The 26,809-nt window shown below is 62.8% G+C and carries 28 protein-coding genes and 1 pseudogene; 14 read left to right on the forward strand and 15 right to left on the reverse strand.

Going from position 1 to position 26,809, the window contains the following annotated elements; genetic code table 11:
- Positions 1–553: 553 nt before the first annotated feature.
- From LG373_RS08325 to LG373_RS08340, 4 genes are all read right to left on the reverse strand, one after another.
- Complete coding sequence (locus LG373_RS08325) at positions 554–1,711, reverse strand: hypothetical protein (RefSeq protein ID WP_225749528.1); 1,158 nt, start codon at positions 1,709–1,711, stop codon at positions 554–556.
- Positions 1,708–2,682, reverse strand: a complete 975-nt coding sequence (locus tag LG373_RS08330; protein ID WP_181792613.1) for a serine hydrolase — start codon at positions 2,680–2,682, stop codon at positions 1,708–1,710. Before LG373_RS08330 ends, LG373_RS08325 begins: the two co-directional genes overlap by 4 nt.
- A 369-nt stretch (positions 2,683–3,051) precedes the next feature.
- The gene (locus tag LG373_RS08335) at positions 3,052–3,618 is read right to left on the reverse strand and encodes a hypothetical protein (protein ID WP_216528830.1); all 567 of its coding nucleotides are present in this window, start codon (positions 3,616–3,618) and stop codon (positions 3,052–3,054) included.
- A 4-nt stretch (positions 3,619–3,622) separates the two neighbouring features.
- Complete coding sequence (locus LG373_RS08340; RefSeq protein ID WP_114567647.1) at positions 3,623–3,832, reverse strand: helix-turn-helix transcriptional regulator; 210 nt, start codon at positions 3,830–3,832, stop codon at positions 3,623–3,625.
- Between the two features lie 765 nt (positions 3,833–4,597).
- On the opposite strand from LG373_RS08340, the gene LG373_RS08345 reads away from it, so the two are divergent.
- The 6 genes from LG373_RS08345 to LG373_RS08370 all read left to right on the forward strand — a co-directional run bounded on the left by LG373_RS08345 (position 4,598) and on the right by LG373_RS08370 (position 8,495).
- Positions 4,598–5,239, forward strand: coding sequence for a GNAT family N-acetyltransferase (locus LG373_RS08345; protein WP_225749529.1), 642 nt, complete (start codon positions 4,598–4,600; stop codon positions 5,237–5,239).
- A gap of 3 nt (positions 5,240–5,242) precedes the next feature.
- The gene (locus LG373_RS08350; protein WP_225749530.1) at positions 5,243–6,169 is read left to right on the forward strand and encodes a YafY family protein; all 927 of its coding nucleotides are present in this window, start codon (positions 5,243–5,245) and stop codon (positions 6,167–6,169) included.
- A 95-nt stretch (positions 6,170–6,264) separates the two neighbouring features.
- Entirely contained in the window at positions 6,265–6,729 is a 465-nt protein-coding gene (locus LG373_RS08355) for a GyrI-like domain-containing protein (protein WP_225749531.1), read from the forward strand.
- Positions 6,730–6,739: 10 nt separating this feature from the next.
- Positions 6,740–7,363 (forward strand): DJ-1/PfpI family protein, encoded by a 624-nt coding sequence (locus LG373_RS08360; RefSeq protein WP_225749532.1) that lies wholly within the window; start codon positions 6,740–6,742, stop codon positions 7,361–7,363.
- A 22-nt stretch (positions 7,364–7,385) separates the two neighbouring features.
- Positions 7,386–7,772 carry an MmcQ/YjbR family DNA-binding protein gene (locus tag LG373_RS08365; RefSeq protein WP_225749533.1) on the forward strand — a complete coding sequence of 129 codons (387 nt, stop codon included), beginning with the start codon at positions 7,386–7,388 and terminating at the stop codon, positions 7,770–7,772.
- An 18-nt stretch (positions 7,773–7,790) separates the two neighbouring features.
- Complete coding sequence (locus LG373_RS08370) at positions 7,791–8,495, forward strand: GyrI-like domain-containing protein (protein WP_225749534.1); 705 nt, start codon at positions 7,791–7,793, stop codon at positions 8,493–8,495.
- 1 nt (position 8,496) lies between these two features.
- Here the strand turns inward: LG373_RS08370 and ucpA are convergent, their stop codons facing one another.
- Entirely contained in the window at positions 8,497–9,288 is a 792-nt protein-coding gene (ucpA, locus tag LG373_RS08375; protein ID WP_225749535.1) for an SDR family oxidoreductase UcpA, read from the reverse strand.
- A 250-nt stretch (positions 9,289–9,538) separates the two neighbouring features.
- Here ucpA and LG373_RS08380 point away from each other — a divergent pair, with 250 nt between their 5' ends.
- Positions 9,539–9,976, forward strand: coding sequence for a LytTR family DNA-binding domain-containing protein (locus LG373_RS08380; protein ID WP_225749536.1), 438 nt, complete (start codon positions 9,539–9,541; stop codon positions 9,974–9,976).
- Between the two features lie 21 nt (positions 9,977–9,997).
- Positions 9,998–10,468 (forward strand): hypothetical protein, encoded by a 471-nt coding sequence (locus LG373_RS08385; protein WP_225749537.1) that lies wholly within the window; start codon positions 9,998–10,000, stop codon positions 10,466–10,468.
- A gap of 50 nt (positions 10,469–10,518) precedes the next feature.
- Here the strand turns inward: LG373_RS08385 and LG373_RS08390 are convergent, their stop codons facing one another.
- From LG373_RS08390 to LG373_RS08410, 6 genes and pseudogenes are all read right to left on the reverse strand, one after another.
- On the reverse strand, positions 10,519–11,976 hold the full coding sequence (locus LG373_RS08390; protein ID WP_225749538.1) for a sensor histidine kinase KdpD: 1,458 nt from the start codon (positions 11,974–11,976) through the stop codon (positions 10,519–10,521).
- Complete coding sequence (locus LG373_RS12330; protein WP_370632890.1) at positions 11,964–12,149, reverse strand: winged helix-turn-helix domain-containing protein; 186 nt, start codon at positions 12,147–12,149, stop codon at positions 11,964–11,966. Before LG373_RS12330 ends, LG373_RS08390 begins: the two co-directional genes overlap by 13 nt.
- Positions 12,150–12,305: 156 nt before the next feature.
- Positions 12,306–12,647 (reverse strand): annotated as a pseudogene (locus tag LG373_RS12335) (response regulator); the annotation flags it as partial.
- 73 nt (positions 12,648–12,720) lie between these two features.
- Complete coding sequence (locus LG373_RS08400; protein ID WP_225749540.1) at positions 12,721–13,545, reverse strand: lantibiotic ABC transporter permease; 825 nt, start codon at positions 13,543–13,545, stop codon at positions 12,721–12,723.
- Positions 13,542–14,267, reverse strand: a complete 726-nt coding sequence (locus tag LG373_RS08405) for a hypothetical protein (RefSeq protein ID WP_225749541.1) — start codon at positions 14,265–14,267, stop codon at positions 13,542–13,544. The genes LG373_RS08400 and LG373_RS08405 overlap by 4 nt, the downstream gene beginning before the upstream one ends.
- 113 nt (positions 14,268–14,380) lie before the next feature.
- Positions 14,381–15,124 carry a lantibiotic protection ABC transporter ATP-binding protein gene (locus tag LG373_RS08410; RefSeq protein WP_225749542.1) on the reverse strand — a complete coding sequence of 248 codons (744 nt, stop codon included), beginning with the start codon at positions 15,122–15,124 and terminating at the stop codon, positions 14,381–14,383.
- A 303-nt stretch (positions 15,125–15,427) separates the two neighbouring features.
- On the opposite strand from LG373_RS08410, the gene LG373_RS08415 reads away from it, so the two are divergent.
- Positions 15,428–16,207: an SDR family oxidoreductase gene (locus LG373_RS08415; RefSeq protein WP_225749543.1), complete on the forward strand. Its 780-nt coding sequence runs from the start codon at positions 15,428–15,430 to the stop codon at positions 16,205–16,207.
- A gap of 9 nt (positions 16,208–16,216) precedes the next feature.
- Complete coding sequence (locus tag LG373_RS08420; protein ID WP_114567663.1) at positions 16,217–16,564, forward strand: hypothetical protein; 348 nt, start codon at positions 16,217–16,219, stop codon at positions 16,562–16,564.
- A 76-nt stretch (positions 16,565–16,640) separates the two neighbouring features.
- Here LG373_RS08420 and LG373_RS08425 read toward each other — a convergent pair whose 3' ends face one another.
- Entirely contained in the window at positions 16,641–18,005 is a 1,365-nt protein-coding gene (locus LG373_RS08425; RefSeq protein WP_225749544.1) for a winged helix-turn-helix domain-containing protein, read from the reverse strand.
- Between the two features lie 316 nt (positions 18,006–18,321).
- Between LG373_RS08425 and LG373_RS08430 the strand changes: the two genes are divergently transcribed.
- The 4 genes from LG373_RS08430 to LG373_RS08445 all read left to right on the forward strand — a co-directional run bounded on the left by LG373_RS08430 (position 18,322) and on the right by LG373_RS08445 (position 22,347).
- Positions 18,322–18,738, forward strand: a complete 417-nt coding sequence (locus LG373_RS08430; protein ID WP_225749545.1) for a hypothetical protein — start codon at positions 18,322–18,324, stop codon at positions 18,736–18,738.
- Positions 18,739–18,881: 143 nt separating this feature from the next.
- Positions 18,882–20,600, forward strand: coding sequence for an ATP-binding protein (locus tag LG373_RS08435; protein ID WP_225749546.1), 1,719 nt, complete (start codon positions 18,882–18,884; stop codon positions 20,598–20,600).
- A 133-nt stretch (positions 20,601–20,733) separates the two neighbouring features.
- A complete protein-coding gene (locus LG373_RS08440) occupies positions 20,734–20,928 on the forward strand; it encodes a hypothetical protein (protein ID WP_216528816.1) in 195 nt (64 codons plus the stop codon).
- A gap of 1,002 nt (positions 20,929–21,930) precedes the next feature.
- On the forward strand, positions 21,931–22,347 hold the full coding sequence (locus LG373_RS08445; protein ID WP_225749547.1) for a hypothetical protein: 417 nt from the start codon (positions 21,931–21,933) through the stop codon (positions 22,345–22,347).
- A 245-nt stretch (positions 22,348–22,592) separates the two neighbouring features.
- Here the strand turns inward: LG373_RS08445 and aguA are convergent, their stop codons facing one another.
- The 3 genes from aguA to ptcA all read right to left on the reverse strand — a co-directional run bounded on the left by aguA (position 22,593) and on the right by ptcA (position 26,526).
- On the reverse strand, positions 22,593–23,753 hold the full coding sequence (gene aguA, locus LG373_RS08450) for an agmatine deiminase (protein WP_114567667.1): 1,161 nt from the start codon (positions 23,751–23,753) through the stop codon (positions 22,593–22,595).
- A 100-nt stretch (positions 23,754–23,853) separates the two neighbouring features.
- Positions 23,854–25,347 (reverse strand): APC family permease, encoded by a 1,494-nt coding sequence (locus LG373_RS08455; RefSeq protein WP_114567668.1) that lies wholly within the window; start codon positions 25,345–25,347, stop codon positions 23,854–23,856.
- Positions 25,348–25,482: 135 nt separating this feature from the next.
- Complete coding sequence (gene ptcA / locus LG373_RS08460) at positions 25,483–26,526, reverse strand: putrescine carbamoyltransferase (protein ID WP_225749548.1); 1,044 nt, start codon at positions 26,524–26,526, stop codon at positions 25,483–25,485.
- Positions 26,527–26,809: the final 283 nt, after the last annotated feature.

A 26,809-nucleotide genomic window follows, 5' to 3' on the forward strand; every position in this document is an offset into this window, starting at 1 on the left:
GCAACGCCGCCGCAGCTCGCGCGAACGCGCTCATCGGCGGCGAAAAACAAAAGAGCCTTCTCTCGCCGTTGGTTGAGGGAATTGCTTCCCAATCCAAGGACGAGAGAAGGCTCTCGCGGTACCACCTCGGTTGACGACCTGCGCGCACGCTCGACCGGACATCGCGATATCCAAGCAAGGCACGCGACCGTTGGCCGCCCGCTCATTACGCTCTGTAACGGGAGCTCCCGTCAAAGCCTACTGCACGTCCGCGCTTGCGCGCCCCGCGTTCAGCCTTGCTGCTCGGAAGGGAATCGCCGCGTTGGCCGCCCGGGTCCTTTCAGCCGATGAGACCCGTCTCTGGAGGCGGCGCCGCTACCCGGCGCTGTCTTCGTCTTCGCATGTAACGATGCAGTATAGCGCATTTCGTCGAACGTGAGGAGATATTCCACGACGAAGCGGCGAACTGCGCCCCGCGCCGATTGACACTGGCACCACCCCGGCGCACGAGATTCCGGCCCGCGAAGAGGGAGAACGCAGGACCCGCGGCCGAACGGCGAAACGAGGCGAAACGCTACAGGATACGGTAGCTGACCGTGCGCAAGCCCCAGTCCAGACACGACGAGTACCCGAACGCCTTCCACACGCCGGGCTGCAGATCAAGAGAACGACGGCCTCCGTCCATGCCGCCGCAATCGTTGATGGTGGCGAACACGGTTTGCCCTGCGTAGGATATTTCGACGGTGCGTCCGTAGTACTGCCAGTAGTTCGGCCACGCCATGGGAACGGCCACGCCCATCGACCAGTCGTCGCAAACGGCGCCGGTAGCCGTTATGCCGGGGTTGGGCGTGTAGGGATCGGTGGATCCTCCATAAGCGGAAGCCACGCCCGTCGACCATCCGGCAGTGCTTTCACCAGGCGATTCGCTGGAACCGCCACCGGATCCGCCGCCGGTATCGGGAACAACGGGATCCGGATCGGGCTCCACCGGCGTTGACGGAGGAACCACCGAAGGCCTGTCCACCGTGTTCGCGTCCTCGACCTCCACCGGATCCGTCACCGCGCCGGCAGCCGCCATCTCCTCTGCTTTGCGCTGCAGCTCGGCCAAGCGAGAAGCCTGGTCGCTTTCGGCGTTCTGCAGTCGCGAAGACGCGTCGGCCACCACCTTCTGCGCTTCCGCCTTCTTCGCTTCCAACTCCGCCAGCTTCTTTTCCTGTTCGTCTTTTTGGAAGTTCAAGCTATCCGCAAGATCTTGGAAACGCTTGCTGCGCTCCTGCTGCGCGGCAACCTCATCGGCCTGATACGTCATGATGCTGCTCAAATACGACATGTTGCGCAGAAGCTCGGAAAAATCGCCTGCGCCCAAGACCAGCTCGACAAGGGAGCGCGCCGAGCCGCCCGTGCGATACTCGTACACGGCCAATTTGCCCACCGCAGCGCGCCCCTCGACCACCGCTTTTTGAGCCTCCAAGACTTCCGCCGCCATGTCGTCGATCTGCGTTTGAAGTTTGTCGATCTCCTGCTTGAGCGTATCGTAATCGGAAGAAAGCGCGGCCATGCGGGATTCGGCAGCGCTCAAGCTGGAATGAGCGTCGTCGACCGCTTTCTGGGCGGCGCTCGCCTGGGCGTCCTCGTCAGCCCACGCGAAGCATCCAAGCGCGGCAAAGCCCGCCAAGACAATCGCCGTCAGCACCGCAGCAAGCAAAAGCGCAGCGCGAGAAAAAACCCTCACGAACGAACCTCCTGAACAGTAGGATGAACGAGCACTTTATCACGAGCGGCGCCCAATGCAGCTGCCAAGTCGACGATCAGGCGCTCGTTGTCTGTAAAGTAATCGCTGTCGTAGTCGGCATCGGACATGATAGCCACCACGTACGGACCGTCCCCGGCAAGCACCACGCCCGCATCGTTGAGAGCTCCGGCGCCCGTTTGGGGAGTGTTTATCTCGAATCCAGGCTTCGAAAGCACCGTGCCACGCGCACCGAGCGCAGCGCGCAGAAACGAGGAGTCCGTCTGAGACAGAAGACCGGCGCACCATGAGGCATGGCCCTGCCCGGCAGCCACGTACGACCCTACGTTCAACCACAGCTTGGCCAGGTCGAGCGGCGTGCAATACGGATACCACTCGCCTTCCCAGGCCCATGCGTCCACGCCTGCGGCGGCGCACCACGATTCGAAGTTCCCGTAACTGAAGCGCTCGCGCAACAACGCGTAGCCGGTGTTGTCCGAATGGACGATGGCATTGGCCAGCACGTCTTCCAAACGGTACTCTTCCTTATCGTCGAAAGCCATGACGCCCGTGCCCTCTACTGCCACGTCTTCGATCACCACGTCTTCGAAAGAAGCAAAGCCAAGGTCGATCTCATCTTGCACCGCATAGGCAACAAAGGGGGCTTTCATGGTGCTCGCGCAGAAAAACGCCTCGTCAGCATTGTAGTTCATGCCACGTTGGACCGAGAAATCATATACGACGAACCCAACTTCATAGCCAGCTTCGTGAAATGCGTCGACAGCCTGCACCACCTCGGGAGCTTCCTTGTTGCCAAGTTCGCGCGCAGCACCCGTTGCAGCGTCGAACACGCTCACAAGATCTGTCATGGGCGCCGCATCGAGCGCCGAACGCGCGATCTCTATTGCCGCGCGCGGATCCGAATTCGTTAATCGATCAGGAACGGCATCGGTCGATCCACGCTCTTCGCGCATGGAAGAACTTACCGGGAACGGTTTTTCGTGCCGGGTTGTGAAAGCGTCCGTTGCGCCGACGACCGCGCACGTTGCAACGGCCGTTGCAACGACCACCGCAGCTACGCCGATCCAACCGAGAGACCGACCGCGATGAATTCGCTTGTTCTGGGGCCAACCCGCCACGCACGCCTCCCCCCGGCGCGCCTGCGCCGTTCGATTCCCGGCGCTGCAACGCGCCTCCTGCATGCGCAGTATTCCCTAACGGCGGCCCAGCAACAAGCCTGCTCCCTTCAATTAACAAAGTATGGGCACGAGGTTTCCGCAACCCGATACCCTCCGCAGCGCAACGAGGGGCATCGGGCTGCAAGCACAAAACGTGCAGCTGCCTTAGTCGTCCAGCAGGGCCCCGATTGCCCGGCGACGGGATTTCGCCGCGCGGAACGAAACGTAGAAGGCAACCACAAGCAGGACGAACAGCAACGCCGCAATCGACAACCCCAGCACTGCGGCGGCAAACCATGCGGAGGCGCCAACCGAACCAAGTACCTGAAGTTCGGCGAGGACTCGCAAAAGCGCGATCAGGACGCCCGCGACCACCGCCGCAAGCCCCGACACCAAGGCGAAGTATCCGCCAGGGAAGCGGTCGGTTTCCGAAAAGCGATTGCCATCGTCCGCGAACCCCTTGCGACTCTGAAGCACCGCACACGCAAGGCACGTCAGCAGCAGCCATGAGACCACCATGACGTGGAACATATCGAACTGCATAACCCCCGATCCCGTCATGTCGATCTCGTGCATCCACACGATCTGCCTGACCATGGTGTCGTACCCAAGCGCCACAAGAAGGCCGAACGTCAACATGATGAAGCCGACTTTGTAAATACGATTCGACTCGGCTTCCACCCGTTCGTCAACAGGGCCGACGTACGCCCTCCACTGCTCGATAAGCTTCATATCGCTACTCTCCTTCTTCCCAGAACAGGTCGTCAAGCGTTGCGCCCAGCACCTTGCATATCGCAATGCACAGGTTGAGCGTGGGGTTGTATCCACCGGCTTCGATAAGGCCGACGGTTTGGCGCGTCACTCCGACCGCCGCCGCCAACTCGGCTTGCGAAAGGCCGCACGCCACGCGCGCCGCCTTCATGCGCAAGTTCTTTTTCCCTCCCATGAATCACCTTCTCTTTTCCTGTTATGCCTAATATTCTGTACGCAATGTCATAAATATATTGCATATTGGGAAAAATGACAAGTATATATTGCATTTTGTTTTCGAAGCCGTCTTCCGCACGCGTTTCGGGCAAGCGAACGGGCTCACCCTCCCGTCCGCATGGGAAGCGCCCTTGCCGTGCTGCAAGGTGACGCGCATTGCCGCTTGAGGCGTGCGAAACGCCCCCGTCCGGCCCTTGCAGGCTTGGCAGCGCACGAAAAATCGCGTTCGCTGGCAGTTTTTTGCGGTTTGGGGTCCTCATGGCAGGCCCGCACGAACAGATCGAACGCTCGATAAATCACTGCGCTTCTCTGACCTGGTAAAACGCAATGTCGGACACGCGGCGCCAAAATCGCAAGCTCGTCCGACGACCGCAAACCGTCAGAACCTGCCAGCGAACGCGATTTCCGCTGTTAAACCAGCATTGACATAGCCCAGATGGGGGCGTCCCGAGAAAGCCGCACCGGGGGGCCGAAAGCGCGCTTCGTCCGCCGGGAGGCCCCTCATCTCGGCTGATCGCGCCCGGCCGTTTGAAAAGGTAGCGTACATTAGTACGTGTCAATCCTGGTTTAACAGCGGAACGCGATTTTTCGTGCGCATGCGGTAGCGGATCCGACAAAGCGGATCCGATCATGCGAACGCGCGACTCGTCCGCGAAGCCCTCGCACGATTCGCGGACGTGCTACCATGAACGCCGCAGCAACTCGACCAACGCAAGGAGCAGCCGTGTCCGGAGTCGAAAACGTCCCCATTCGCATACGCCTGGCCACCGATGACGACGCCGCCGGCATCTTATCCGTATACGCCTCCTACATCGACACGCCCATCACGTTCGAAGAATCGGTGCCCAGCGCAGAGGAATTCCGCGCACGCATAGCGCACATCCAAGCCGGCTACCCGTACCTTGTGGCGGAAACCGTCAGCACGCCCAACTCGGACGAAGCGCCGCGCATCGTTGGCTACGCGTACGCCCATGCGCAAGCCGAACGCGCCGCATACGGCTGGAACGCCGAGCTTTCGGTATACCTGTCGCCCGAAACGCGCGGGCGCGGCCTGGGAACCGTGCTGTATCGCGCCCTTGTGGACCTGGTGCGCGAACAGGGCGTGAAAGCAGCGTATGCGCTGGTCACAGTGCCGAACGCTGCAAGCGAACACCTGCATGAAGCCTTCGGGTTCACGCGTATGGGCGTCCAGAAGAACGCGGGGTACACCTGCGGAGCGTGGCGCGACGTCGCCTGGCTCGTGCTTGCCCTTGCCCCGTTCGACGCAGAACCCGAACCCGTCGTCCCCTTCCCCACGTTGGCAAGCGAGCGGCCCGAAACGGTGCGAAGCGTGCTCGCGCGCGCAAACGCCTGCGCGAAAGGCTGACCGATGCAAGCAGGCCGCCTTTTCGAGATCGTGTTCTTGCTCATGGAACGATCGCCGCGAACGACGGGCGATCTTGCAGCGCGGCTTGAGGTATCGGATCGCACGGTGCGCCGCGACGTCGAGGCGCTTTCGGCCGCAGGAGTTCCCGTATACATGACGCGCGGCAAGGGCGGCGGCGTGCACCTTATGGAAGGATACGTCCTGGATAAATCCCTTGTTACCGATAGGGAGAAAGACGACATCCTTGCCGCGCTTTCCGCGCTCAGGGCAACCGGAGCCGCCGACTCGCCCGCCACGCACGAACGGCTTGGGCGCCTGTTCCAACGGGAAGGCGCCGATTGGCTGGACATCGACCTTTCGTTTTGGGGCGCGCCGCCCGAATACAAGAACGTCTTCGACGTGGCACGACGGGCGATCCTCGAACGACGCCCCTTGCGATTCAGGTACCGAGACGCCGCGGAACGCACGAGCGAGCGCGTGGTCGAACCCGTCAAGCTCCTGTTCAAGGAGCGTTCCTGGTATATTCGCGCGTGGTGCCGGATGCGCGAGGACTGGCGCACGTTCAAGCTGTTCCGCATCGTATGGGACTCGATGGAGCTGTTGCCGGAAACGTTCGTCCCGCGCGAACTTCCAGCCCAGATGCAGGAAGGCTATACGACCGCCTCGGCTGAACCGCTGGTACTGCTGTTCAGCCCGCAAACGCCGCAAGACATCGGCCGCATTCGGGAAGAATTCGAACCGTCGGCCATCGAGCAGCTGGAAGACGGCCGCCTGCGCGTCCGTCTATCCAGCGACATAACCGAGCGCATGATGTTCTACCTGCTGTCGTTCGGCGACCGTTTGGAAGTAGCCGAACCCGTGCGTCTGCGCGCCTGGCTGCGCTCGCAGGCAGAAGCGATCGCGCGAACGTACGATGCGCGGACCCTTTGAAAATCCCTTCGATTCTCGCCATAGCGGACACGCCTTGTCCGGTTTTGTTTCATACAATCACCTTGCCATCGAAACCAAAACCGAGAGGAACTGCCATGGAATACACGATCGTCGAGCTTCCCGAGCGCACCGTTGCGGGAATGACCCTGCGCACCGCCAACGACAGCCCTTCCTGCACCGCGGACATCGGCGGCCTATGGCAGCGGTTCATGGAAGAGGGCATGGACAAGAACGTGCCGGGGGCGATTGCGAACCCCTACCCCTGCTTCGCGCTTTACTACAACTACGACCTGGCCACGAACGAGTACGACCTGCTCATCGGCTGCGAGACGAACGAAGCCGAAGCCGGCTCCGCACGCCAGGTTATACCGGCCGGCCGCTACGCGAAGGTGGAGATCCGCGGCGGCGACTGCGTGGAGAGCGTGCAGAAGGCCTGGATGGACATCTGGACCGACGAAGCGCTCATGGCGCAACGGTCGTTCACCGTCGACTTCGAAGCGTACCTGCCCGGCGAAGACATGAGCTGCGCCGACATCGATATATTCGTGGCTTTGGCGTAAAGGAGCTTCAGTGACCGAACGCGACAACGCACTAGGACCTCAGGGGAATCGCCGCGGCACCGTGCTTGCGTTCCTGCCCGATCGGTTCGCAGATTGGGAGGTGGGGCATGCCTGTTCTGAAATCAACAAACCCGAAACCGGATACGCCGTGCGTACCATGGCGACGCGGCGGGGCAATGTGCGGTCGATAGGGGGACTGACCGTAGTGCCCGATTTGACGGCAGAGCGCGACGAGGTTCCCGAAGATTTGGCCCTGACGATTCTCGTGGGCGGCGAAAGCTGGCAAGAACCGGACATCGTACGCGCGGGCGCGTGGCTGGTGGACGCGTGCCTGGCCCGCGCGGTGCCGGTAGCTGCAATCTGCGGCGCCTGCTCGTTTCTAGCCGAACGCGGCTACTTGGACGACTGCGATCACACGGGCAACGCGGACTACGAGTTTGCCCAGCTAGCACCCCATTATCGGGGCCACGATCGATTCCGGAACCAGCCCGTCGTAGACGACGGGCGCTTCATCACCGCGAATGGCGCCGCGGGAATCGAACTGGCGTGCGCGCTGTTCGGACGCCTCGATATCAAGCCGTGGGGCAACGTCGAGACCTGGCGCACCGCGTTCAAACGCGGGGCATTCGCATAGCACGGACAAAGGAGCGCAAACCATGCACGACGCCATAGACGCATACCTGCTTGCCAAGCCGGGCTGCACCAAAGATTACAAGGAGGAATGGGACTGGTGGCGCTATCAGGTTGGCGGAAAGATGCTCGCTGCCGCCATGAAGCCCGGCCAAGAGCACGCCGCCGCATACGCAGGTCGCTCGCTCCTGTCGCTCAAATGCGATCCAGCCTGGTCAGTTGCATTGCGCAGCGAGCATGCCGACATCCTGCCCGGCTTTTACGCCGACAAGCGCCACTGGATATCCATCGACCTGGACGGCGCGGTGCCCGACGAGCTGCTGTACGAATTGTGCGATCATTCCTACAGCCTGGTATTCGGCAAGCTGACGAAAAAAGCGCAGCGCGAGATAATCGGCAATCCAGTCATCTGAGTCAAGGAGGATAGCCTCATGACATTCGATTTCACGAAGGAATACAAAGAACTTTACGTTCCGAAGACGAAGCCGACGCTCGTGGAGGCGCCTGCCATGACGTTCATCGCCGTTGCCGGCGAGGGCGATCCCAACGACGAAAACGGCGCGTACGCGCAGGCCGTGGGACTTCTGTACGCCTTGTCGTACACCATCAGAATGGCGAAAAACGGCGATTGGCAACCGGATGGCTACTTTGAATACAAGGTAGCACCGCTCGAAGGCCTTTGGTGGACGGCCTCCGGCGGCTTCGACGGACGTCGCATTACGGACAAAAGCAAGCTGCAATGGGTCTCTTTGATTCGACAGCCCGACTTCGTGACGACCGAAACCTTCGCTTGGGCGCGCGAAAAGGCAGCCGCGAAAAAACCGGGGCTGGACACCGCGCAAGCTCGCTTGGTCCGCTTCGCCGAAGGCCCCTGCGCGCAGGTTCTGCATCGCGGTCCTTACGACGACGAGCCGGCCACCGTCGCAGCCCTGTCCGCCTTCATAGCCGACTCCCACCTGAAAGACGACATCGCCGATCCCGAGAACGCACGCGCGCTGCTCGCCGAGCTTGACGCGAACGGCGGCGTGCCCGGCGTGCGCCTGCATCACGAGATCTACCTGAGCGACCCGCGTCGATCCAAGCCGGAGAACCTGCGCACCGTGGTTCGCCACCCGGTGAGACCTGCGTCAGCCTAACCTATACGCCTACGCTGACGGATTCCGGAAGCGTGGAGCCGCCGTCGATAACGAACTGGGAGCCGGTAATGTAGCTGGACTCGTCGCTACCGAGAAACGCGGCCAGCTCCCCCACTTCTTCGGGACGGGCCAGCCTTCGCATCGGGATAGCCTTCGCCATCTCGGTCAAGACGCTTTCCGGATCGTCGGGATTCGACTGCTGGGCGATGCTCTCGGCCATGGGAGTGACCACGTACCCGGGCTGGAAGCAGTTGACGCGAATGTTGCGGGCGGCGAATTCCACGGCCAGTGCCTTCGTCAAGCCCACGAGCGCCGCTTTCGACAGCGCGTAGGCGCATTCGCCCGGGTCGGCAACAAGGTCTCCCGTTACCGACGAGGTGATGACCACGCTGCCGCCGCCCTGCTCGACCATGACGGGAAGCGCGGCGCGCGCGGTGTTCCATACGCCCTTGATATTGACGTCGATGTGGAAATCGCGGTCGGCGTCCGTCATGCTCAGGAAGTCTCCCAACCGGCACACGCCCGCATTCGCGCACAGCACGTCCAAGCTCCCGAACGTCTCAACGGTGCGCGCGACCGCAGATGCAAGCGCAGCGGAATCCGTAACGTCCAGGACGAACGCGACGGCCTCGTGCCCGGCCTCCCGCAGATCGGCGGCAACGTCCTCCACACGCGCAGACACGTCGGCCAAGGCCACGCGGGCGCCGTGCTTCGCGTACACGCGCGCAATGCCTTCGCCGATACCCTGAGACGCTCCCGTGACGAATGCAACCTTGCCTTCGAGCTTTGCCATGGCAGACCTCCTAGCCGTACGATTTCACCATCGTTCTCAGGGCGATTGTAGCATGGGGCGCCTTCCTGGCCGAGGAAAGGGAGCGCACGTCAAACAACCGAAACCAACGCAACCTACAGCGGCTTGCCTGCAACTGAAGCTCGCCCATTTGCAACTGGGCGCACCTGCCTTGTGCGCCGCCGGAAGGTCGGGGATACTGTCGGCATCGGCCGATGCACCATCCGCTTCAACCCCAATCGAAAGCGATGCCATGAACGTAACCATTACCGAAACCCCTCAAGCGAACGGCATCAGCGTGGCCATCGAATGCCCGCGGATCGACGAGCGCGTGCAGCGCATCGTTGCCTCGCTCAACGCGTTCGATCGCAAGCTCACCGGTACCCGCGACGGCGCAACCCTGATCGTTGCAATCGGGGACGTCCTGTACGCCGAAACCGTAGACGGCTCCACGTTCCTGTACCTGAAGGACGCCGTACTGGAAACGCCGCTTCGCCTGTACGAGCTGGAGGACCGGCTAGCCGGAACCGAATTCGTGCGCGCCTCCAAGCAGTTGCTGGCAAATTTCGACCACGTTGCAGGCATCAAACCGTACCTGAACACCCGACTCCAGCTGCTGCTGGACAACGGCGAAACCGTCATCGTATCGCGTCAGTACGCTCCCGCCATCAAGCAGAAGATCGGGCTGTAGCCCGCAGCAAAGGAGTTCGCCATGAAGCGCATAGCCATTCAAACCGCCCTTACCATCTGCGTTTTCTTCACCGTGTCCATGATCGTGTGCCTAGTCATGGGCTACATCTTCGCAGGCCCCAGCTACGGGCTGAACCTCACCGCCTCGCTACTGATCGCCACCGTGTCGATCGGCATGCTGCAAGCCTTCTGGTTCACCGAAGCGGTGCTCAAAAAGCCCGCTTACCTTGTCCGCATGATCGGATTCGACGCATGCGCGCTGCCCGCGCTAGCCGCCTGCGCCTGGATCGGCGCCTGGTTTCCCCCGGACATTCCCCTTGCGTGGGTCGAGTTCGTCGTGATCTTCTTCATCATATCCGCCTTGTCGACCATCGGGTACAACGCCTATTTCCGCAGGACCGCCGGCAGCTACGAGCAGGCGCTCGCCCGCTACCGCAAGCAGCAAAGCACCCAAGCGGACACGCGCACAGCGGATTCCGAACGGAAGCGATAGCACCCGCCGCAACCAGCTTGCCGCCGCTGCGGAAATCGTCGAGCGCGACTTTACGCCAGCGGCAGCTTCACCACGCAGCGCGCGCCGCCCTTGCTCCGGTTGGATATCTCGAAGGATCCGCCGTGCGCCGCCGCGATGTCGTCCACAATGGAAAGGCCCAGACCGAAGTGGCCGGCCTCGGCGTTGCGATCCGCGGACCCCGTGAAGAAGCGCTCCTTTCCGCGCTCCAACGCAGCTGCGGAAAACCCGGGGCCTTCGTCTTCCACCGTCATGCGCAAGCAGCCTTCGGTCACGTCGAACGTCACCGACACCTCCGAGCCGGCAGGAGCGTGCTCGACGGCGTTCGACACCAGGTTCGCAATAGCCCGAACAAGGCTGGTCGCATCACCGCGAACAGCACCCGAACACGTGACGTCGAAGGAAAGCGCCGTCCCGCCCGCATCGCACAGCTGCCGCGCCTGGCGCCGCACCTCGTCGGCCAGAACGGCAACATCCACATCGGAGGCGACGGCAGGATCGCCCGCCTGGGAAGCCTCGACCAAAAGCCGTACGTAGCCTTCCATGCGCCGCACGCTATCGGACATATCCTCGACGCATGCACGCTGGTCCTCGTCGAGCGCGGTCTCGTGCAGCAGGTCGGCGTTCCAGCGCGCAACGGCCAACGGCGTTTTGAGATCGTGCGCAAGCGCCGACACCTGCCGGCGGCGCGCATCGTCGGCGACCCAACGCGCCTGCAGCGAATCGGCCAGCGCCGCGCGCATGCGCTCCATGGCGCGCAATACGTCGTTCACCTCGCGCACGTTGGTCGACCCCACGGCAAAGTCGAGGTCCTGCCGCTCGATCTGCGCCACGGCTTCGGCCAAAGGCTGCATCTTGCGGGATATCACCCGCGCCGCGCGCACGGCGATCAGCGCGACCGTGGCAACGAATAGGACGAAGAACGCGCCGATGAGCAGCGTCTGAGGATCGGGAAGCGCATCGCGCAGGGCCCGAGACGTGAAATCGGGAACGAAGTCGTATTGCAGCGCGCACCGGTTTCCATTCGGCAGCACGGCCGTTGCCTGCTGGCGGACCCCGCCCAAGCCGTCAAAGCCCGCAACGGTCGAGCCGTCCTGAACGACCGTCCACGCAGCTGCCCGGTCGCCGTCCGCCATATCGGATGCGAGCACGCGCCCTTCCGCATCGAATACGCACCAGCGATAGCACGAGGGGACGTTCGCAGGCTCGACCGCGCCGGATTCGAGCGCGGCGACCATGTCGGGAGCGCGCTCGTCGGCGTAATTGGCAACGTAGACGAGCCCGCTGCTGGCCATCAAGCTGAACGTCGTCCAGAAGCCGACCAGCAGCAACGCCACCGCAACCAGAACGTAGCCGAAATAGCGTACGATAATCAGCGCCAACGGAACGCCGCGACGCGAGGCGGACAAACCCGATCGCTCGTCCTCCGCATGCGCGGCACCCGCCTTGACCCGTGCAGTCCGCGACTGCGCGCCCCCTAAAGCTCCCATTTGTAACCCACGCCCCAAACCGTGCCGATAGGATTGACCCCCATCGCTCTGAACTTCGCCCGAATGGCGCTGACGTGGGCGGTGATGGTTTCGGCGCTGGCCAGCGAATCCCAACCGGACACCTCCTCGAGCAGCGCGTCTTTGGAGAACACCTGACCGCGGCGGCGCGCCATCAGCTCGCAAAGCGCGTACTCGGTAGGCGTCAGCCGAACGGGAACGCCGTCGACTGCAACCTCTTTGGCTGCAAGGTCGATGCGCACGGGTCCGAACGCAAGCGCCACATGGTGATCGCGCTGCTCTCGTCGCAGGTGAGCCGCCACCTTCGCGCGCAACTCGGCTGCTCCGCACGGCTTGCGGATGTAATCGTCGGCCCCCAAGCCGTAGCCGATCACGGCATCGCCTTCCTCGGTTTTGGCAGTAAGGAACAGGATGGGGCAGTCTACTCGATCGCGCATGCGGCGCACCAGTTCGAAGCCGTCCATATCGGGCATCATCACATCGGTGACGATGAGATCAAACCGAGCAAGGTCAAGATCGAGCGCGCGCGTCGGACGGGACTCCGCAACCACCGTATGACCGTCCCGCTCGAGCACGCGCGCAAGCGCATCGAGAATAGCCTTCTCGTCATCGATCACCAGCAAGCGAGCCATGCCGCTCCTTTCGCCCTTCATCGCCGCAGGCCGCTATCTCGCAAGCCCCCTTGCGCGACATCGGCCTTTTCGGCTTCATTGTACCTTGAGCGCCTTACTCCCCGGCGCGCTTCTTGTCTTCGAAACGATCCGCGCCTACGAGGAGCGCCGCTACGAGCGCGATCGTCGAAACGGCGCACGCGATGCCGATGCGCACGAGCGCGTCGACGAGTACCGCCACAACCTGCGCCCCGGCCGACAGCAGACCGGCTATCGCCAGCTCTATGGCCAGCGATGCGAAACGCGAAGGCCATGCAAACGGGATGAAAACGGCAGCGTTCGCGCCGAACGATCCGCTCAACGTACCGGTGACCAGCCCGTTTGCCAAACCGCCCATCGAGGCGAGCGCCACGCCGAATCCGATTGCGCCCAACCCGATGGCTGCGTTTCTTCCGAAGCGCAGCGCAACCCACAGCGAAAGGGCGTACAGCGCCGCGCTGCCCGCCGCGATGCCGCACGCACCCGCAAGGCACGCCGCCAGCGAAGGAGCGTCCCGCCCCGCCGCGACGACGATCCCCCAGAACAGCGCCGCCGCAACAAGCGCAGCCGCGAAGCCGAGCGCCAGCAGCACCGCGCCCTTCGCCGCAAACGCGATCCTGCGCGACGGCACGCCCAGCAGGTTCGCGCAATCGCCGGCCTCGCGTTCCGCATCCACGGAAAGGCCGCACGACAAGCCCACGATCAGGGGCGCACCGGCGCCCAACAGCTGGAAGAACGCATCGGCGCCCAGCAGGCTGTCCCAAGCGGAGCTCGCGAAATACGCACCGGCGGCCGCCCCCAGGGCCAGCGCGATCACCAGGTGCATCGCCGCAAGCGGCGAGCGGCGCACGCGCACGATTTCCGAGCGAACCGCACGCCCGAACGTCATCCCAACCGTCATTTCGCCTCCCTTTTTCCATACCATCGCGCACCGAACACGGCCAGCGCGACGAAGATCGCAACGGCGATACCAAGCCCCAGCATCGCCTCCCACCCGAACGACAGCAACGGATCGCCCGCCTCAAGCGGCACGCCTGAAGGCGCGACGCCCATGAACGGCGACACCGCGCGCAGGGCGGTTGCCGGAGGAAAGAGGAACCATGCGGAGCTCGTCCAGAACGCAATGCCCGCTCCCAGCTGCAGCGCGACGGGAATCGCAATGCCCGCAAGCGTGCCGAAACGCGTGGTAAGCACAAGCCCCGCCGGAACCATCCAGGCGTTTCCGACAACCAACAGCACCGCTGCGACCAGGCCCGCCGCCGCAGATGGCGCATCGCAACCCAGAAGATTCACCGCGACGCCAGCCGTCAGCACCACCAGGTTCGCCGCCAGCGCAAGCACCAGCGCGTACGCGGTCTTGGCCCACCACGCGCTCGACGGGGGCAGCGGCAACCCAAGAACGGGCCGCAGCTTCTGCCGCGCGTCGATGTTGGCGATCGATGCGGTCATGAGCGCGACGGCAACGGGGAGCATGAGCGCGTACCAGTAGTTCCAGCCGTACGTGGCAAACGCCCCGATCGCGCCGCCGCCGAACACGCCGGCCGCCGCCATGCCCATCGCGCAGAACGGCAACGGAGCAACCAATGCGATTTTGCGCGGTGCGGCACGCTTACCCTTGAGCACTTCGGCCCTGAAAGCTGCCGCATAGGCGGCAAACGCGAAAGGGCGCCCGGTACGGGCGGCGCAAGCGCGGGACTGCTCCGCGTTCGCTGCGCACTCGTCTGATCGCCGCGCCCTCATCGCATGCCCCCGTCCTCGCCAGCAGCCCTGCGTTCCACTGCCACCCGACGGCACACGTCCATGAACAGCCGCTCGAGATCGGTGCCGGGCGCAAGCTCGTCTTCGTACGCCAAGCAGCCCTCGGCGATGATGCCCACATGGTCAGCCGTATGCGACACCTCGGTCAGAATATGGCTCGACACCACCACCGTCGCGCCCTGCGCGGGAAGCGAACGTATCAGGCCGCGCAGTTCCTCGATGCCGATAGGGTCAAGCCCGTTGGTCGGCTCGTCCAGGATGAGCAAGCGCGGCCGATCGAGCAGCGCAAGCGCAATGCCCAAACGCTGCTTCATGCCCATAGAGAACTGCCCCGCGCGCTTCTTTCCGGTTGCGGCCAGATCGACCGTTTGCAGCACCTCGTCGATGCGCGCCTCGGGGATTCCCAGCAACGTCGTGCGCACGCGCAGGTTTTCGCGAGCCGTGAGGTTAGCGTACACCGGCGGGTTCTCGATAAGCGACCCGATGCGGTACAGATCGCTGCGACACCACGGTTGACCTGCGAATAGGATATCGCCCTCGGTAGGGCGCAGCATGCCTGCGACCATCTTGAGCGTTGTGGACTTCCCCGCCCCGTTCGGACCCAAAAGGCCGTACACGGCACCTTCGGGAACATGCAAGGACACGCGGTCGACCGCCGTTTGGGCGCCCGATCCGCGACCGAATCGCTTGGTGAGATTCTTGGTTTCAAGCAGGTAGCTCATGCCAGCTTCCTTTCCTTCGCCTTCTTCGCAATCCACGATACGAGCCGTTTCTCAAGAATTTCTAAAGGAAGCGGAAAACGAGGACGCGAACGCGTTCGCGAAAAAAGGCGCACAGCAAAAAGTCAACGGCTCGCACGTTCATGCACGTGCGCCGCTCGCCGAATCGCGCAGCCCGTGCATGAAGACCAACCGACCGCTGGCCTGCTGCGGCGAGCCTCGCGTGCAAGAACTTGCTACGATTCGAAGCGAAACGACAACCATCGTCAGCAAGGAAGCAAGCACCTTGCAAGGGGAAGGACGGGCATGGGCATCTACGTCATCACCGGAGCCACAAGCGGCATCGGCGCGAAAACCGCCGAAATCCTACGCGGACGCGGCCACGAGGTGGTCAACATAGACCTGAACGGCGGCGACATCAACGCGAACCTGGCTACCAAAGACGGACGCGCGCACGCGGTCGCCGAGCTGCACGAACGCTACCCCGAAGGCATCGACGCCATGATCTGCAACGCGGGCGTTTCGGGCGGCAAGGCTCCCATATCGCTTATCGTATCGCTCAACTATTTTGGCGCCACCGAAATGGCTCGCGGCGTGTTCGACCTGCTGGAAAAGCGCGGAGGAAGCTGCACGGTCACGTCGTCGAACTCCATCGCGCAAGGAGCAGCGCGCATGGACGTAGCCGGCATGCTGAACAACCATGCCGACGAGGACCGCATTCTCGAACTGGTCAAAGACGTGGATCCCGCCATCGGCCACGTGTACTACGCGTCCACGAAGTACGCGCTTGCCCGCTGGGTGCGGCGCATGAGCCCCGAATGGGGATCGCGGGGCGTGCGCCTGAACGCGGTGGCGCCCGGCAACGTGCGCACCGCGATGACCGACAACATGCTGCCTGAGCAGCGCGCGGCCATGGAAGCCATTCCCGTGCCCACGCATTTCGGCGAAGAGCCCCTTATGGAGCCCATCGAGATCGCCAACGCCATGGCGTTCATCGCCTCCCCTGAAGCATGCGGCATCAACGGCGTGGTCCTGTTCGTGGACGGCGGCACCGACGCCCTGCTCAATTCCGAGAAAGTCTACTAGGAGGCAGCCATGGTCATCAACGATTTCGTCGCAGCGATGCAAGCGAAGGACCACCGGGCGCTGGCCGCCTGCTTCACCGAGGAATGCCGTCTGGTCGACTACTGCCCTTCCCTGGTGAAGCGGCAAAACGCGTTTTTGTACGGGCGCAATTCCATCGAGATGTTCTTCCACAACAAGTTCGTCTTCGGAGGCTTCGCCATGCGCGATCCGCGCGTGACGAACGAGCGCACCGTGAACTTCTACGCCGACTACAACGGGGCCATCATCCATGCGCTTGCGCAGATAGAGAATTGCAGCGACGGCGCCTGCAACTTGAACGACAGCCTGATCCAGGAGCTGGTGATACGCCCGGCGTAGGGGCGGCACGAGCCGATCCGCATGCCGCGAGAAAGAAGAAGGGGGCGCCTTTTCCAAGCGTCCCCTTCTTCTCGTTCTATGGATTGCATTTTGAGCAAGCGCCGTAGCCTTGCGCGATCGCGTTTGAGCGCGAGATGGGAATTTGGCTTTTCTTCAGGTACTGGCATCCGTCGCGGTGAAACTTCTCGCCCGTCTTCGTGATGTAGACCGTGACGTCGTCTCCGCCGCCCCCGCCTCCGCCCGAGACTGCGGCAGCCGCGGCAGCCGCTTCCTGCTCGGCAGCCGCCGCTGCGGCCTGCTCCTCGGCCGCCTTCGCCGCGGCAGCCTCCTCCTCGGCCTTCTGGCGCTCGGCCTCCTTCTCAGCCTCGATCTTGGCCATGCTCTCGGAATCGAGCTTCAGGGACAAGCGGGCCGTCTGATCCCTCGTGCCGTCGAAGGAGCACTTCACCGGATCCGATGCGAAGACGCTCTCGCCCACCTTCAAAGACGAAGGATCGAGCTTGAAAACGTACGTTCCGGCCGGGTAGGCAAGCACGTAGCTTTTGCCGAGCGCGGCCTCGTGCTTGTCGTCGACCTTCGTGCCGTCGTCCTGCGTGCCGGTGACGAGCACGGTCACCGATGCGGGCAGCGCGTCGCCGCTGCCGTTGACGACGAAACTCAGCTCGCCCTCCTGAGCGGGAGCGGCAGGCTGCTGCTGGACAGCCGAAGGATCGGGGGCCTCCTGCGGCGGAGCCTGACTGCCGCCCGCGAGGGCGCCGGCGGACATGACGAGGCCGAGCGCGACCGCGCACGCGGCCACGGTGAGCGTCGCCGTGGGGCGGCGCGGAGGCAAGGATGCGGCATCGGCGCGCCTCTTGTCCCGGTAGACGAGCGCGAGCGAGGCGACGCCGCACAGCACGCCGGCAAACGCGAGGACGCCGGTGAAGCACAGCAGGAGCCCGACCACGGCCAGGACGAGCGGCAGGTTGAGCGACTTCGCCCCCTTCTCCGGCTCCGGGAACACCACCACGCCTCCTTCGAGCGGTGCCGCCGCCTTCTTGCCGTCGGGCGCCTCGCGGCAAGGCGGCTCGTAGAGGGGCACGTCGGACACGGGCTCTTGCGCTTCAGGCTGCGGCGGCAGAACCTGGCCGGAAGCGGCGCCCACGATGCGCGTCTTGCCGGTCTCGGCGAGCCTGACCTTGCCGGCGTCGGGGTACTCGACGAACCCCTCCTTGCGCAGTTCGGCGCGGGCTTTCTCAACCCGGTTCGCGAAAAGCGGCGTCGCGCTGCCGGAAACGCAGTAACGCTCCTGTTGCGGAGAAAGGCCGAGCAGCTTCGCCACCTCGCGCTCGAGCGACTCGAACGACCTCTGCCGGCCGCTCGAAAGAGCTTTTAGCGCCGCTTCCTTGATCGTTTCCACACCGGGGATGTCGTCCCGCGAAACGTTTTCCCTCTCCCCCATGCCACCGCCCTTCTCGTAGGAAACCCCTTATGCCACCAGCGATTATCCGGTTTCGATTCATGACTATTCTAGCAAATATATAAGCCTAGCGATGATATTTTTCAGTTTGCAGGGCGGTCATGGCGCCGAAAACGCGTCCGGTGCCATCGAACCAACCCGAAAGTTTTGCGAGCATGGGCCCGTGACCATTCGGTAACGACGGGGGAACCGGGAGGCGTCGGCGGGAGAAACGCCGCATCGTATACGGACGTGCCCTTCGAGCGAAACTCGAACCGAAGGGCGCGAACGAAAGCCGGCGAGCGGGAAGCACTGTCGCATGAAGTCGTTTCTGCAGGACATGATGATGAACCTGGCACGCTGGATGCAAGGGCGCTACGGCAACGACAGCCTGTCGAACGGGCTGGTCGCGCTCGGCATCATTGCGCTCCTGCTGTCAATCATCCCGGGGCTCGACGCGCTCTCGCTGCTCTCGTTCGCTTGCCTGGCCATCGCCATCTTCCGCAGCCTGTCCAAGAACTTCGCTCGGCGCCGCAAGGAGAACGATGCCTACGAGCGCGTCATGAAGGGCCCGAAGCGCACCTACGCGATAGCGAAGAAGGCTTGGGCGTACCGCACCACGACGCGTTACTTCAAATGCAAGGGATGCGGTACCGTGCTCTCCGTCCCGCGCGGCAAGGGAACGATGCGCGTCGTCTGCCCCAAATGCAAGAAAGAGACGACGAGGAAGTCGTAGGGCCGTAGGCGCGAAGCCGGTTGGACCTGAATCACGGATTTCCGCGCACCTCACGCTCGCCGGCGTAACGACACGCGCAGCTCCTGCTTGAGGAACGCCGGTAGCCCGCCCCTGCCCACCACGCCCAGCTTCGCGCACACGTTGTGGACGTGCACCGTCGCGAACACGAGTTCCACGGCGATGGGCGTCCCGTCGTCGGGCGCGAACAAGCTGAAGAACACGCCCGCGCAGCACACGATCCACAGCGGCACCTCGCGCGTTATGAACAGCCGGCCAACCGCCTCGCCCACGAGCAGGCGGTACAGCGCGAGCACGGCGAAGCCGAGCGACGAGCACGCATACGGCGCGGCTTGCGAAAAGCAATGCCGCTCGACAGTAAAGCTAGTACAAATGTTCGCTATAATGTGCTATACTTCTCCTCAAGAAAAGGAGGGGTCGGCAGCATGAACCTGGGGCATGAAACCGAGCGGATCGAGTTCAAGAAATCGACTTCCGAGCTCAAAGAGGCGGCCGTCTCGGTGGCCGCGATCCTCAACAAGCACGGGAACGGCACGCTGTACTTCGGAGTGAAGCCGGACGGCGAGGTGTGCGGACAAGACGTGGCGGAATCGACGCTGCGGGAGGTGAGCCAAGCGATCGGCTGCGCCATCGACCCGCGCGTGCATCCCGTCGTCGAAGCACTCGACGACGACGAGAGGCGCCGCTACGTGCGGGTGGACTTTTCCGGAAGCGACGCTCCTTATGCCTGCAAGGGCGCCTACCGCATCCGCGTCGCGGACGAGGACGTACTCATGGCACCGGCGGAGGTGCGCCGCATGGCGGTCGAGGCCGAAGATCGGATCAACCCTTGGGATTCGCGGCTTTCGCAGCGCAACGTCGCCGACGTCAGCGAGAAAGAGCTGCGCGCCTACATCGAGCGCGGCAACGCGTGCGGCCGCATCAGCTTCGCGTACGAAGGCGTGGAGAGCACGCTCACGCGTTTGGGGCTCATACGAGAAGGACGGCTCACCAACGCAGCCGAGGTGCTGTTCTGCGAATCCTTCTACCCCATGCTCAAGATGGCCATCTTCGCCAACCACCAGAGAGTCGACATCCTGGACATCCAGCAGGAGCAAGGCACCTTGTTCGAGCTGGCGCGCAAAGCCGAGTTCTACGTGCTCAGCAGCATCAGGAGAAGAGCCGTGTTCACCGGCAAGATCGAGCGTGACGAGATACCGGAGCTTCCCATGGACGCCGTGCGCGAGGCCATCCTCAACGCGTTCGCACACCGCTCGTACCGCTCCGATCTGGCAATCCAAGTGGAAGTTTACCCTGACAGCGTCGAGATCTTCAGCCCCGGCTGGTTTCCGCACGGCAAAACCCCGGAAGCTCACCTGTCGGGCGAGGACAAGTCGTCCACCAGCAGGAACAAGCTCATCGCCAAGGCGCTGTTCCTATCCAAGGAGATCGAGTCCTTCGGCACGGGCCTCCCCCGCATTAAAAAACTCTGCGATGCCGAGGGCATCGAACTCGAGTACCAGAAGGACATGAACGGCACCACCGTGGTCTTCCACCGCAATGATCCGTTCGCGGCGATGTCCGAACGGGAAACGCAGGCAACAACCGCCCCGAAACCCGACTGGACGCTTTCCCGGGCAGCGCTAGACGTCTTCCGTACGGTCAAAGCCGAATCCGATTTGACCGTGGCGCAAATTTCTGAGCGAACACACAGGTCGATCCGAACAGTCGAGCGTTCGCTCAAAGAGCTTCGAGACGCGGGGCTCATTACCCGAAAAGGCTCGAACAAAACCGGCAGCTGGATGGTTTTAAGCGGTGCAGATGACGGAATAAATCCTTCACAAAGCCTGACAAAAGGGACCTGAAGATAAATGGCGGGATAAATGGCGGGATAAATGGCGGGATAAAAACGAACTTCGATAGCGCAGACGCGAACGGGGCGTTGGCGACGCACGCAGATACCCGTCCTTCATCGTATTTGCGTTGACCACAGGCAGCATGAAGCTACAAGATGCACTCAATATACTGCTGGATCGGGACGCTCGCGGGCGCTACGTGTTCCGCAAGCGCGACCTTGCCATCGTGCTGGACGAATCGGGTCGCACACTCGACCAGACGTTCGAGAGCTTCGAGAGCGCCCTTTCGCTCTACGGCGAGATCTCGCAGATCCCGTCGACCGGCTCGCTCTCATGATCACCGGCCGCAGCGGCGAGTACCGGACGCCCTACGGCGTCATCGAGTTCACCCATACGAAGCAGTCCGTCGAGCGCATCCTGCCGTAGCTCGTCAAGCGCGAGGGCCATGCGCTGTCGCTGGCCTCGAAGCGACTCGCCTACGATAACCTGCGCTCGACCCGCCGCACCCTCGACCTCGTCGACGAAGGAAAGCCGCATGCCCAAAATTGACTTCAACGCCTACGTCGCGCAGCTCGCGCGCGAACGGTCGGCAGGCCATGACTCCCGTCATCGAGAAGGAGCTTCTACACTACGAGATCCTACGCGCCCTGGAGTAGGGCGGCTTGCTGGCGAGCCTCGCGTTCCAAGGCGGCACGCGCCCGCGCCTCTGCTACGTCACGACGCGCTAACCGAAAACGTGCGGGAGCTTTACACATGTTGCAAGGCGCAGAAACAGGACGCTCCCTCAAGACGCGAAAGCGCGTTTCTGGCTCCCGATATCGTGTCACAGGTCCTCATTTGCGCCCACATTTCGCACGCGCCCCTGCCCAAACCAAGGTCGGCGCGAGCGGGCCGACGACCACGCTCGCGCGCCCAAATGCACGATTCTTCCCGAAATGTTGCGTGCGAGCACATACCGAGGCCCGCACACCGACAGCAAGCATTTACGACCAGGCAAAACGCACAATCGCATCGAAGACATCCCCTTGGCAGGCCCTTCGAACGCAACATTGGGGGAAGAATCGTGCAAAAACAGGATGCCCGCTGCCAACGCGGGTAGCAGCCACCGAGCCGAGCGCACGCGGCATCAGCCGTCCAGCACCTCGACGACGCCTTCTTCCGTCGCAAGGCTAATAAACCGTTGGGCAACAGGCGCGAAGCCCGCTCGTGCGCATTTCACAAACCTCGTATCGTGGGAACGCGCCCTGCAGCAGCTCAAAACTCGGAGCCTGCAGGGCGCTCTGCGGTAGAATGGCACTCCATGAAACCGCAACAGCTTACTCGGCGAAAGGCAGCACACATGAAGGACTTTTTTCAGCGCATAGCATTGAAGACCGCTCGATGGATGCAAGGGCGCTACGGGCTTGACGGATTGTCGAACGGCCTGATGGCGCTGGGCATCATCTCTATGCTGCTATCCGTGCTTCCCTACCTGGAAGCATTCTCATGGGTCGCGCTGATAAGCATGGCCTTGGCCCTGTTCCGCACCTGTTCCAAGAACTTCGCCCAACGACGCAAAGAAAACGCCGTGTACGAGCGCGTCATGGCCAAGCCGAAACGCGCGTACGCCCTTGCCAAGAAGAAGTGGGTCAACCGTAAAACCACGCTGTACTTCACCTGCAAGAACTGCGGCCAAGCCCTTTCGGTTCCGCGCGGAAAAGGCACCCTGCGCGTGGTCTGCCCGAAATGCAAGACGGAAATCACCAAGAAGTCGTAGCGATCGCGTTCGACGGAAAACGAACCGGCAAGGCGAAGATGCGAATGAAGCAGGGGGACGGAGGCGATAGCCCGTCCCCCTGCTTCATTGAAAAGAGCGACCCAACGATACGGGTCGCTCTTTGGCCGCTCGGCTCGATGCCCGGTGCGCACCGGATTTTCGCATCGAACCAAGCGGCTTCGCGGAAAAGGCGGAATTGCATTGCGGCAGCCCGAGCAAAGCGCAAGCCGCCGCAATCGATCAACTTACTTGCCGGCAGGCTCCTGCTGCGTGATGCAGTGGATGTTGCCGCCGCCGAAGACCACCTGGTCGGTCTTCACGCCCACGGCTTTGTACGCGCCCTCGCCCCAAGCCTCGTCGAACGCAGCCTGGATCTGCTGGACGGCCAGCGCGTCGTTCTCGTCGCCGTACTGCGGCACTATGACGCCGCCGTTGACGATGAGGAAGTTCATGTAGGACGCGATCAGCGGCTCGTCGGCAACGCGCGGCTCGGCGTTTTCGTCGATATCGATGGAGTCGCAGGAAGCCTGGTCCATGTACAGCGGCTTCACCGGCATGACGAGCTTCGTCACTTCAAGCTTGCGGCCCTTGGCATCCACGGCGTTGGACAGCGTCTCGTAAGCGGCGTGGCACTCGTTGTAGAACGGGTAGTCCGGATCGTCGGACCAGATGCACAGCATCTTGCCGGGGGCCACGAAGCACGCCACGTCGTCGATGTGGCCGTTCGTCTCCTCGGGGTCGATGCCGTCCTTCACCCAGATGACCTTCTCGACGCCCAGGTAGTTCTTCAGGCCCTCGTCCATGTACGCGCGCAGCTCTTCGGACCATGCCTCGTAGTCGGTCACGGATGCGTTGCGGCCGGGATCGAGCAGGCACATATCGGTGGTGACGACCGTGCCCTCGCCGTCCACGTGGATGGAGCCGCCCTCAAGGATGAGGCTTTCGGGACGGTAGCGACGGCACCCGCTCATCTCGGCCATCTTGAGCGCGATCTGCTCGTCTTTGTCCCACGGGAAGTACAGGCCGTTCTCGAAGCCGCCGTACGCGTTGAAGTGCCAATGCACGGCGCGCTTGTCGCCCTCGCCGTTGACCACCCAGGTGGCACCGGTGTCGCGCACCCATGCGTCGTCGGTGGTCATCTCGATGACGGTGATGTTCTCGTCGTCCTCGAACACGGCCTTGGCGTTGGCGTAGTCGACCTGGTTCACGCACATGGTGACGGGCTCGAACTCGGCGATGGCGCGCGCAACCGCCGCGTACTGCTTCTGAGCGGGCTTCGCGCCCCATGCCCACGTGTCGGTGCGGTGCGGCCATGCCATCCAGATGCGGGTCTGCGGCTCGAACTCGCCGGGCATGCGGTAGCCGTCGGCCTTCGGGGTGGACTGGGATTCGGTAATCGTCTTCATGATGCACACCTTTCTGTTTGGTTTGCAAATCCTGTTTCGTAGATTCTCCCACGGGCGGGACGTTCGAATCGCCCCGCCCGTCCAATCGAAATCGCAGCGTTTACGCTACTGGCTGAGCCTCGGAGTCTTTCTCCGCAGCGCTCTGCGAAGCCTCGCGCGCCTCTTCGGCGGCTTCCTCGGCCAAGCGCTCAGCAGCCAGTTCGGGCGTCAGGCCCTTGTACTCCTCCGTGCGGCCGCGCTTCGACCAGATGCGCACGACCTCGCCCAGCACGACGAACACCAGCACGCCAACCAGCATCGGGATCTTCGAAAGCTCTTCTTCCGAACCGTTCAACGGAACGATGGTGGCGATGATAGCCAGCACCAGCTCGATGGCGGGGACGGCCAGCATGACGTACATGAGCTTGCCCTTGAAGGGGAAGGTGAACACGCGCGGGCGGTTCGGATCGACCTTGCGCAGCTTCAGGAACGCGGTGAACATGGGGATGTAGCTGATCAGCAGGAACACGACGTTCATGGAGAACAGCATCCAGAAGATGCCCTCGGAGATAGCCGGAATCGGGATCAACTGCAGCATGAGGGCCAAGGACGCCACTACGCCGTTGATGATTGCCGCACCCGTAGGCATGCCGGTCTTCGCGCTCTCATGGGCGAACAGCTTGGGCATGTTGCCGTGCTTCGCCGCATAGTCGGCCACGAAGTTCACGCCGAAGGACCAGGAAGCCATGTTCGCGAACAGCGTGACCAGGAACACCACGCAGATCAGCATGAAGATGGGGGAAGCCTCGCCCACCATGGTCATGACCGCGTAGATCATGCCGAAGTCGGGATCGATCTGATCGGCCGGAATGGCAGCGCCGATGCCGAACGAGCAGAACAGGTAGATCGCAGCGATGGCCAGGCCGCCCAAGATGATGGCCTTGGGAATGTCGCGCGAGGGGTTCTTCATGGCGTCAGCGAAGGTGCAGATGACCTCGAAGCCCATGAAGTTGAACAGGATGATGGACAGGTACGTAAGCGCGTTGGTGTTGGTGAGGTCGGGAACGAACGTAGCCGGGGACATATCGCTGGCGAAGCCGTTGTTCATGGCGTACCAAATGCCCAGACCGCCGACCGACACCGCGATGAGCACTTTGAGGATGGCGCCGCCGTTGAGGATCCACGCGGAATCGGACACCTTCGAAAAGCTCATGAACACGACGATCCATACGAATGCCAGCTCGATGGCAAGCACCGGCCCCAGCTCGAACTCAACGCCGAACACCATGCCCAGAATATCGGGGAACAGCGTTGCCAAAGACGCAATCCACAGCGGGAAGTTAATCCAATAGTACCAGGCCACACGGCTGCCCCAGCGATCGCCGAACGCCTCGCGGATCCAGTCGTACAAGCCGCCATCGGAATCGTACGTGGTTCCCAGTTCGGCCACCACCATGCCGTACGGAAGCAGGAACGTGATGATGAGGAAGATCCACCAGAAGAACTGCTGGTTGCCGATGGCGGCTGCGGGTGCTGCGGCCTCGGCAACGAACACGACGCAGATCACCGACAGGATCACGCTCATGAATGAAAACTTTTTAACTTTGTTGCTCATGCGTATCCCCCTTCCAGGGGTTCGGCTCCACCGAGCCGCGCCGGCTTGGCGACGCGGGCCCGGCCCGGTGGAGCGCTCGATCATGGTGAACGGGTTGCGCGCCTCGCGCCGCGCAACCCGCCAAGGTCTCTTTTGCTACTTGCTGATCTTCTCGAGCACCGCGTTCATGCGGGCCTCGGCGGCGTCGGCCACGGCCGCGTCCTCGACGGTCTTCGGGCACAGGTAGGCCAGGATGGCGCGGATGGAGTGCTTGCGGTTCTCGGCCTCGACCCAGCACAGCGAGCGCTCGGGGCTGTCCATGACCTCGTCGGTCACTTCCTCGCCGCGGGTGGCCGGCAGGCAGTGCATGAACTTGGAGTCCGGGCCGGCGAAGTCCATCATCTCCATGGTCACCTGGTACTTGGGGAAGAAGACGTCCATGTAGGACTCGCCGCCCTCCTCCTCGTCGTACAGGCCGTACCACACGTCGGTGTAGATGAAGTCGGCGCCCTTGATGCACTCGATGTCGTCGGAGACGGTGACGGTGCCGCCGGACGCCTTGCAGTTCTCCTCGGCGATGGCCATGATGTCGACGTCGGAGTCGACCACCAGGCCGCCGTCGGTGACCTGCTTGCCCTTGGGGCCGAAGTGCACGAAGTCCATGCCCATCTTCGAGGCGATGAACATGAGCGACACGCACACCTGGGTGGCGTCGCCGATGAAGGCCAGCTTGCAGTCCTCGATCCTCTTGCCCTCGGGCAGGTTCTCGATCATGGTCAGCAGGTCGCCGAGCTCTTGGGTGGGATGGTTGTAGTCGGACATGCCGTTGACGACGGGGGCGGCGCTGTTGGCGGCCAGGCCCACCACGTCGGGGTGGCGGTTCACGCGGGCCATGAGGATGTCGACGAGCGAGCCCATGACGCGCGCGGTGTCCTCGAGCGTCTCGTGGCCGCCCAGCTGGATGGTGCCCGGGCCGTAGAACTGCGCGTGGCCGCCCAGGTCGGTCATGGCCGTCTCGAAGGAGATGCGGGTGCGGGTGGACACCTGCTGGAAGATCATGCCGAGCGTCTTGTCCTTGAGCACCTGCGGGTAGCGCCCGCCCTCCTTGATCATGGTCTTCATGGAGCGCGCCAGCTCGATCATGTCGAGCAGCTCTTCCTTGGTGAAGTCGTTGGTGTCGATGTAGTCCTTCACGGCCATGCTGGTCCTCCTTATTGACTGCCGCGGCCGATGCCTTTTCCCGGCCGCTTCTCTTGGCGCCTACCATGCTGCCAAGATGGCTTCTTGTGAAGGAATAATGAAGATTATTTTTCGCACGCCTCTTCTATATCTCAAATAATCTTGGGTGTTTAATTGATTGATCAGGTGTTATAGTAAGCGTCGCCAATTGCCCTACAACCTCGCTACACCCTTCTAAACCTGCGAGGTAGAATTACCGAAAGCGGCACAGACACTTCGTCCATCGGAAAACGAGGGAGTATCG

This window comes from Paraeggerthella sp. Marseille-Q4926, assembly GCF_916618935.1.
GTDB classification, from domain to species: domain Bacteria; phylum Actinomycetota; class Coriobacteriia; order Coriobacteriales; family Eggerthellaceae; genus Paraeggerthella; species Paraeggerthella hominis.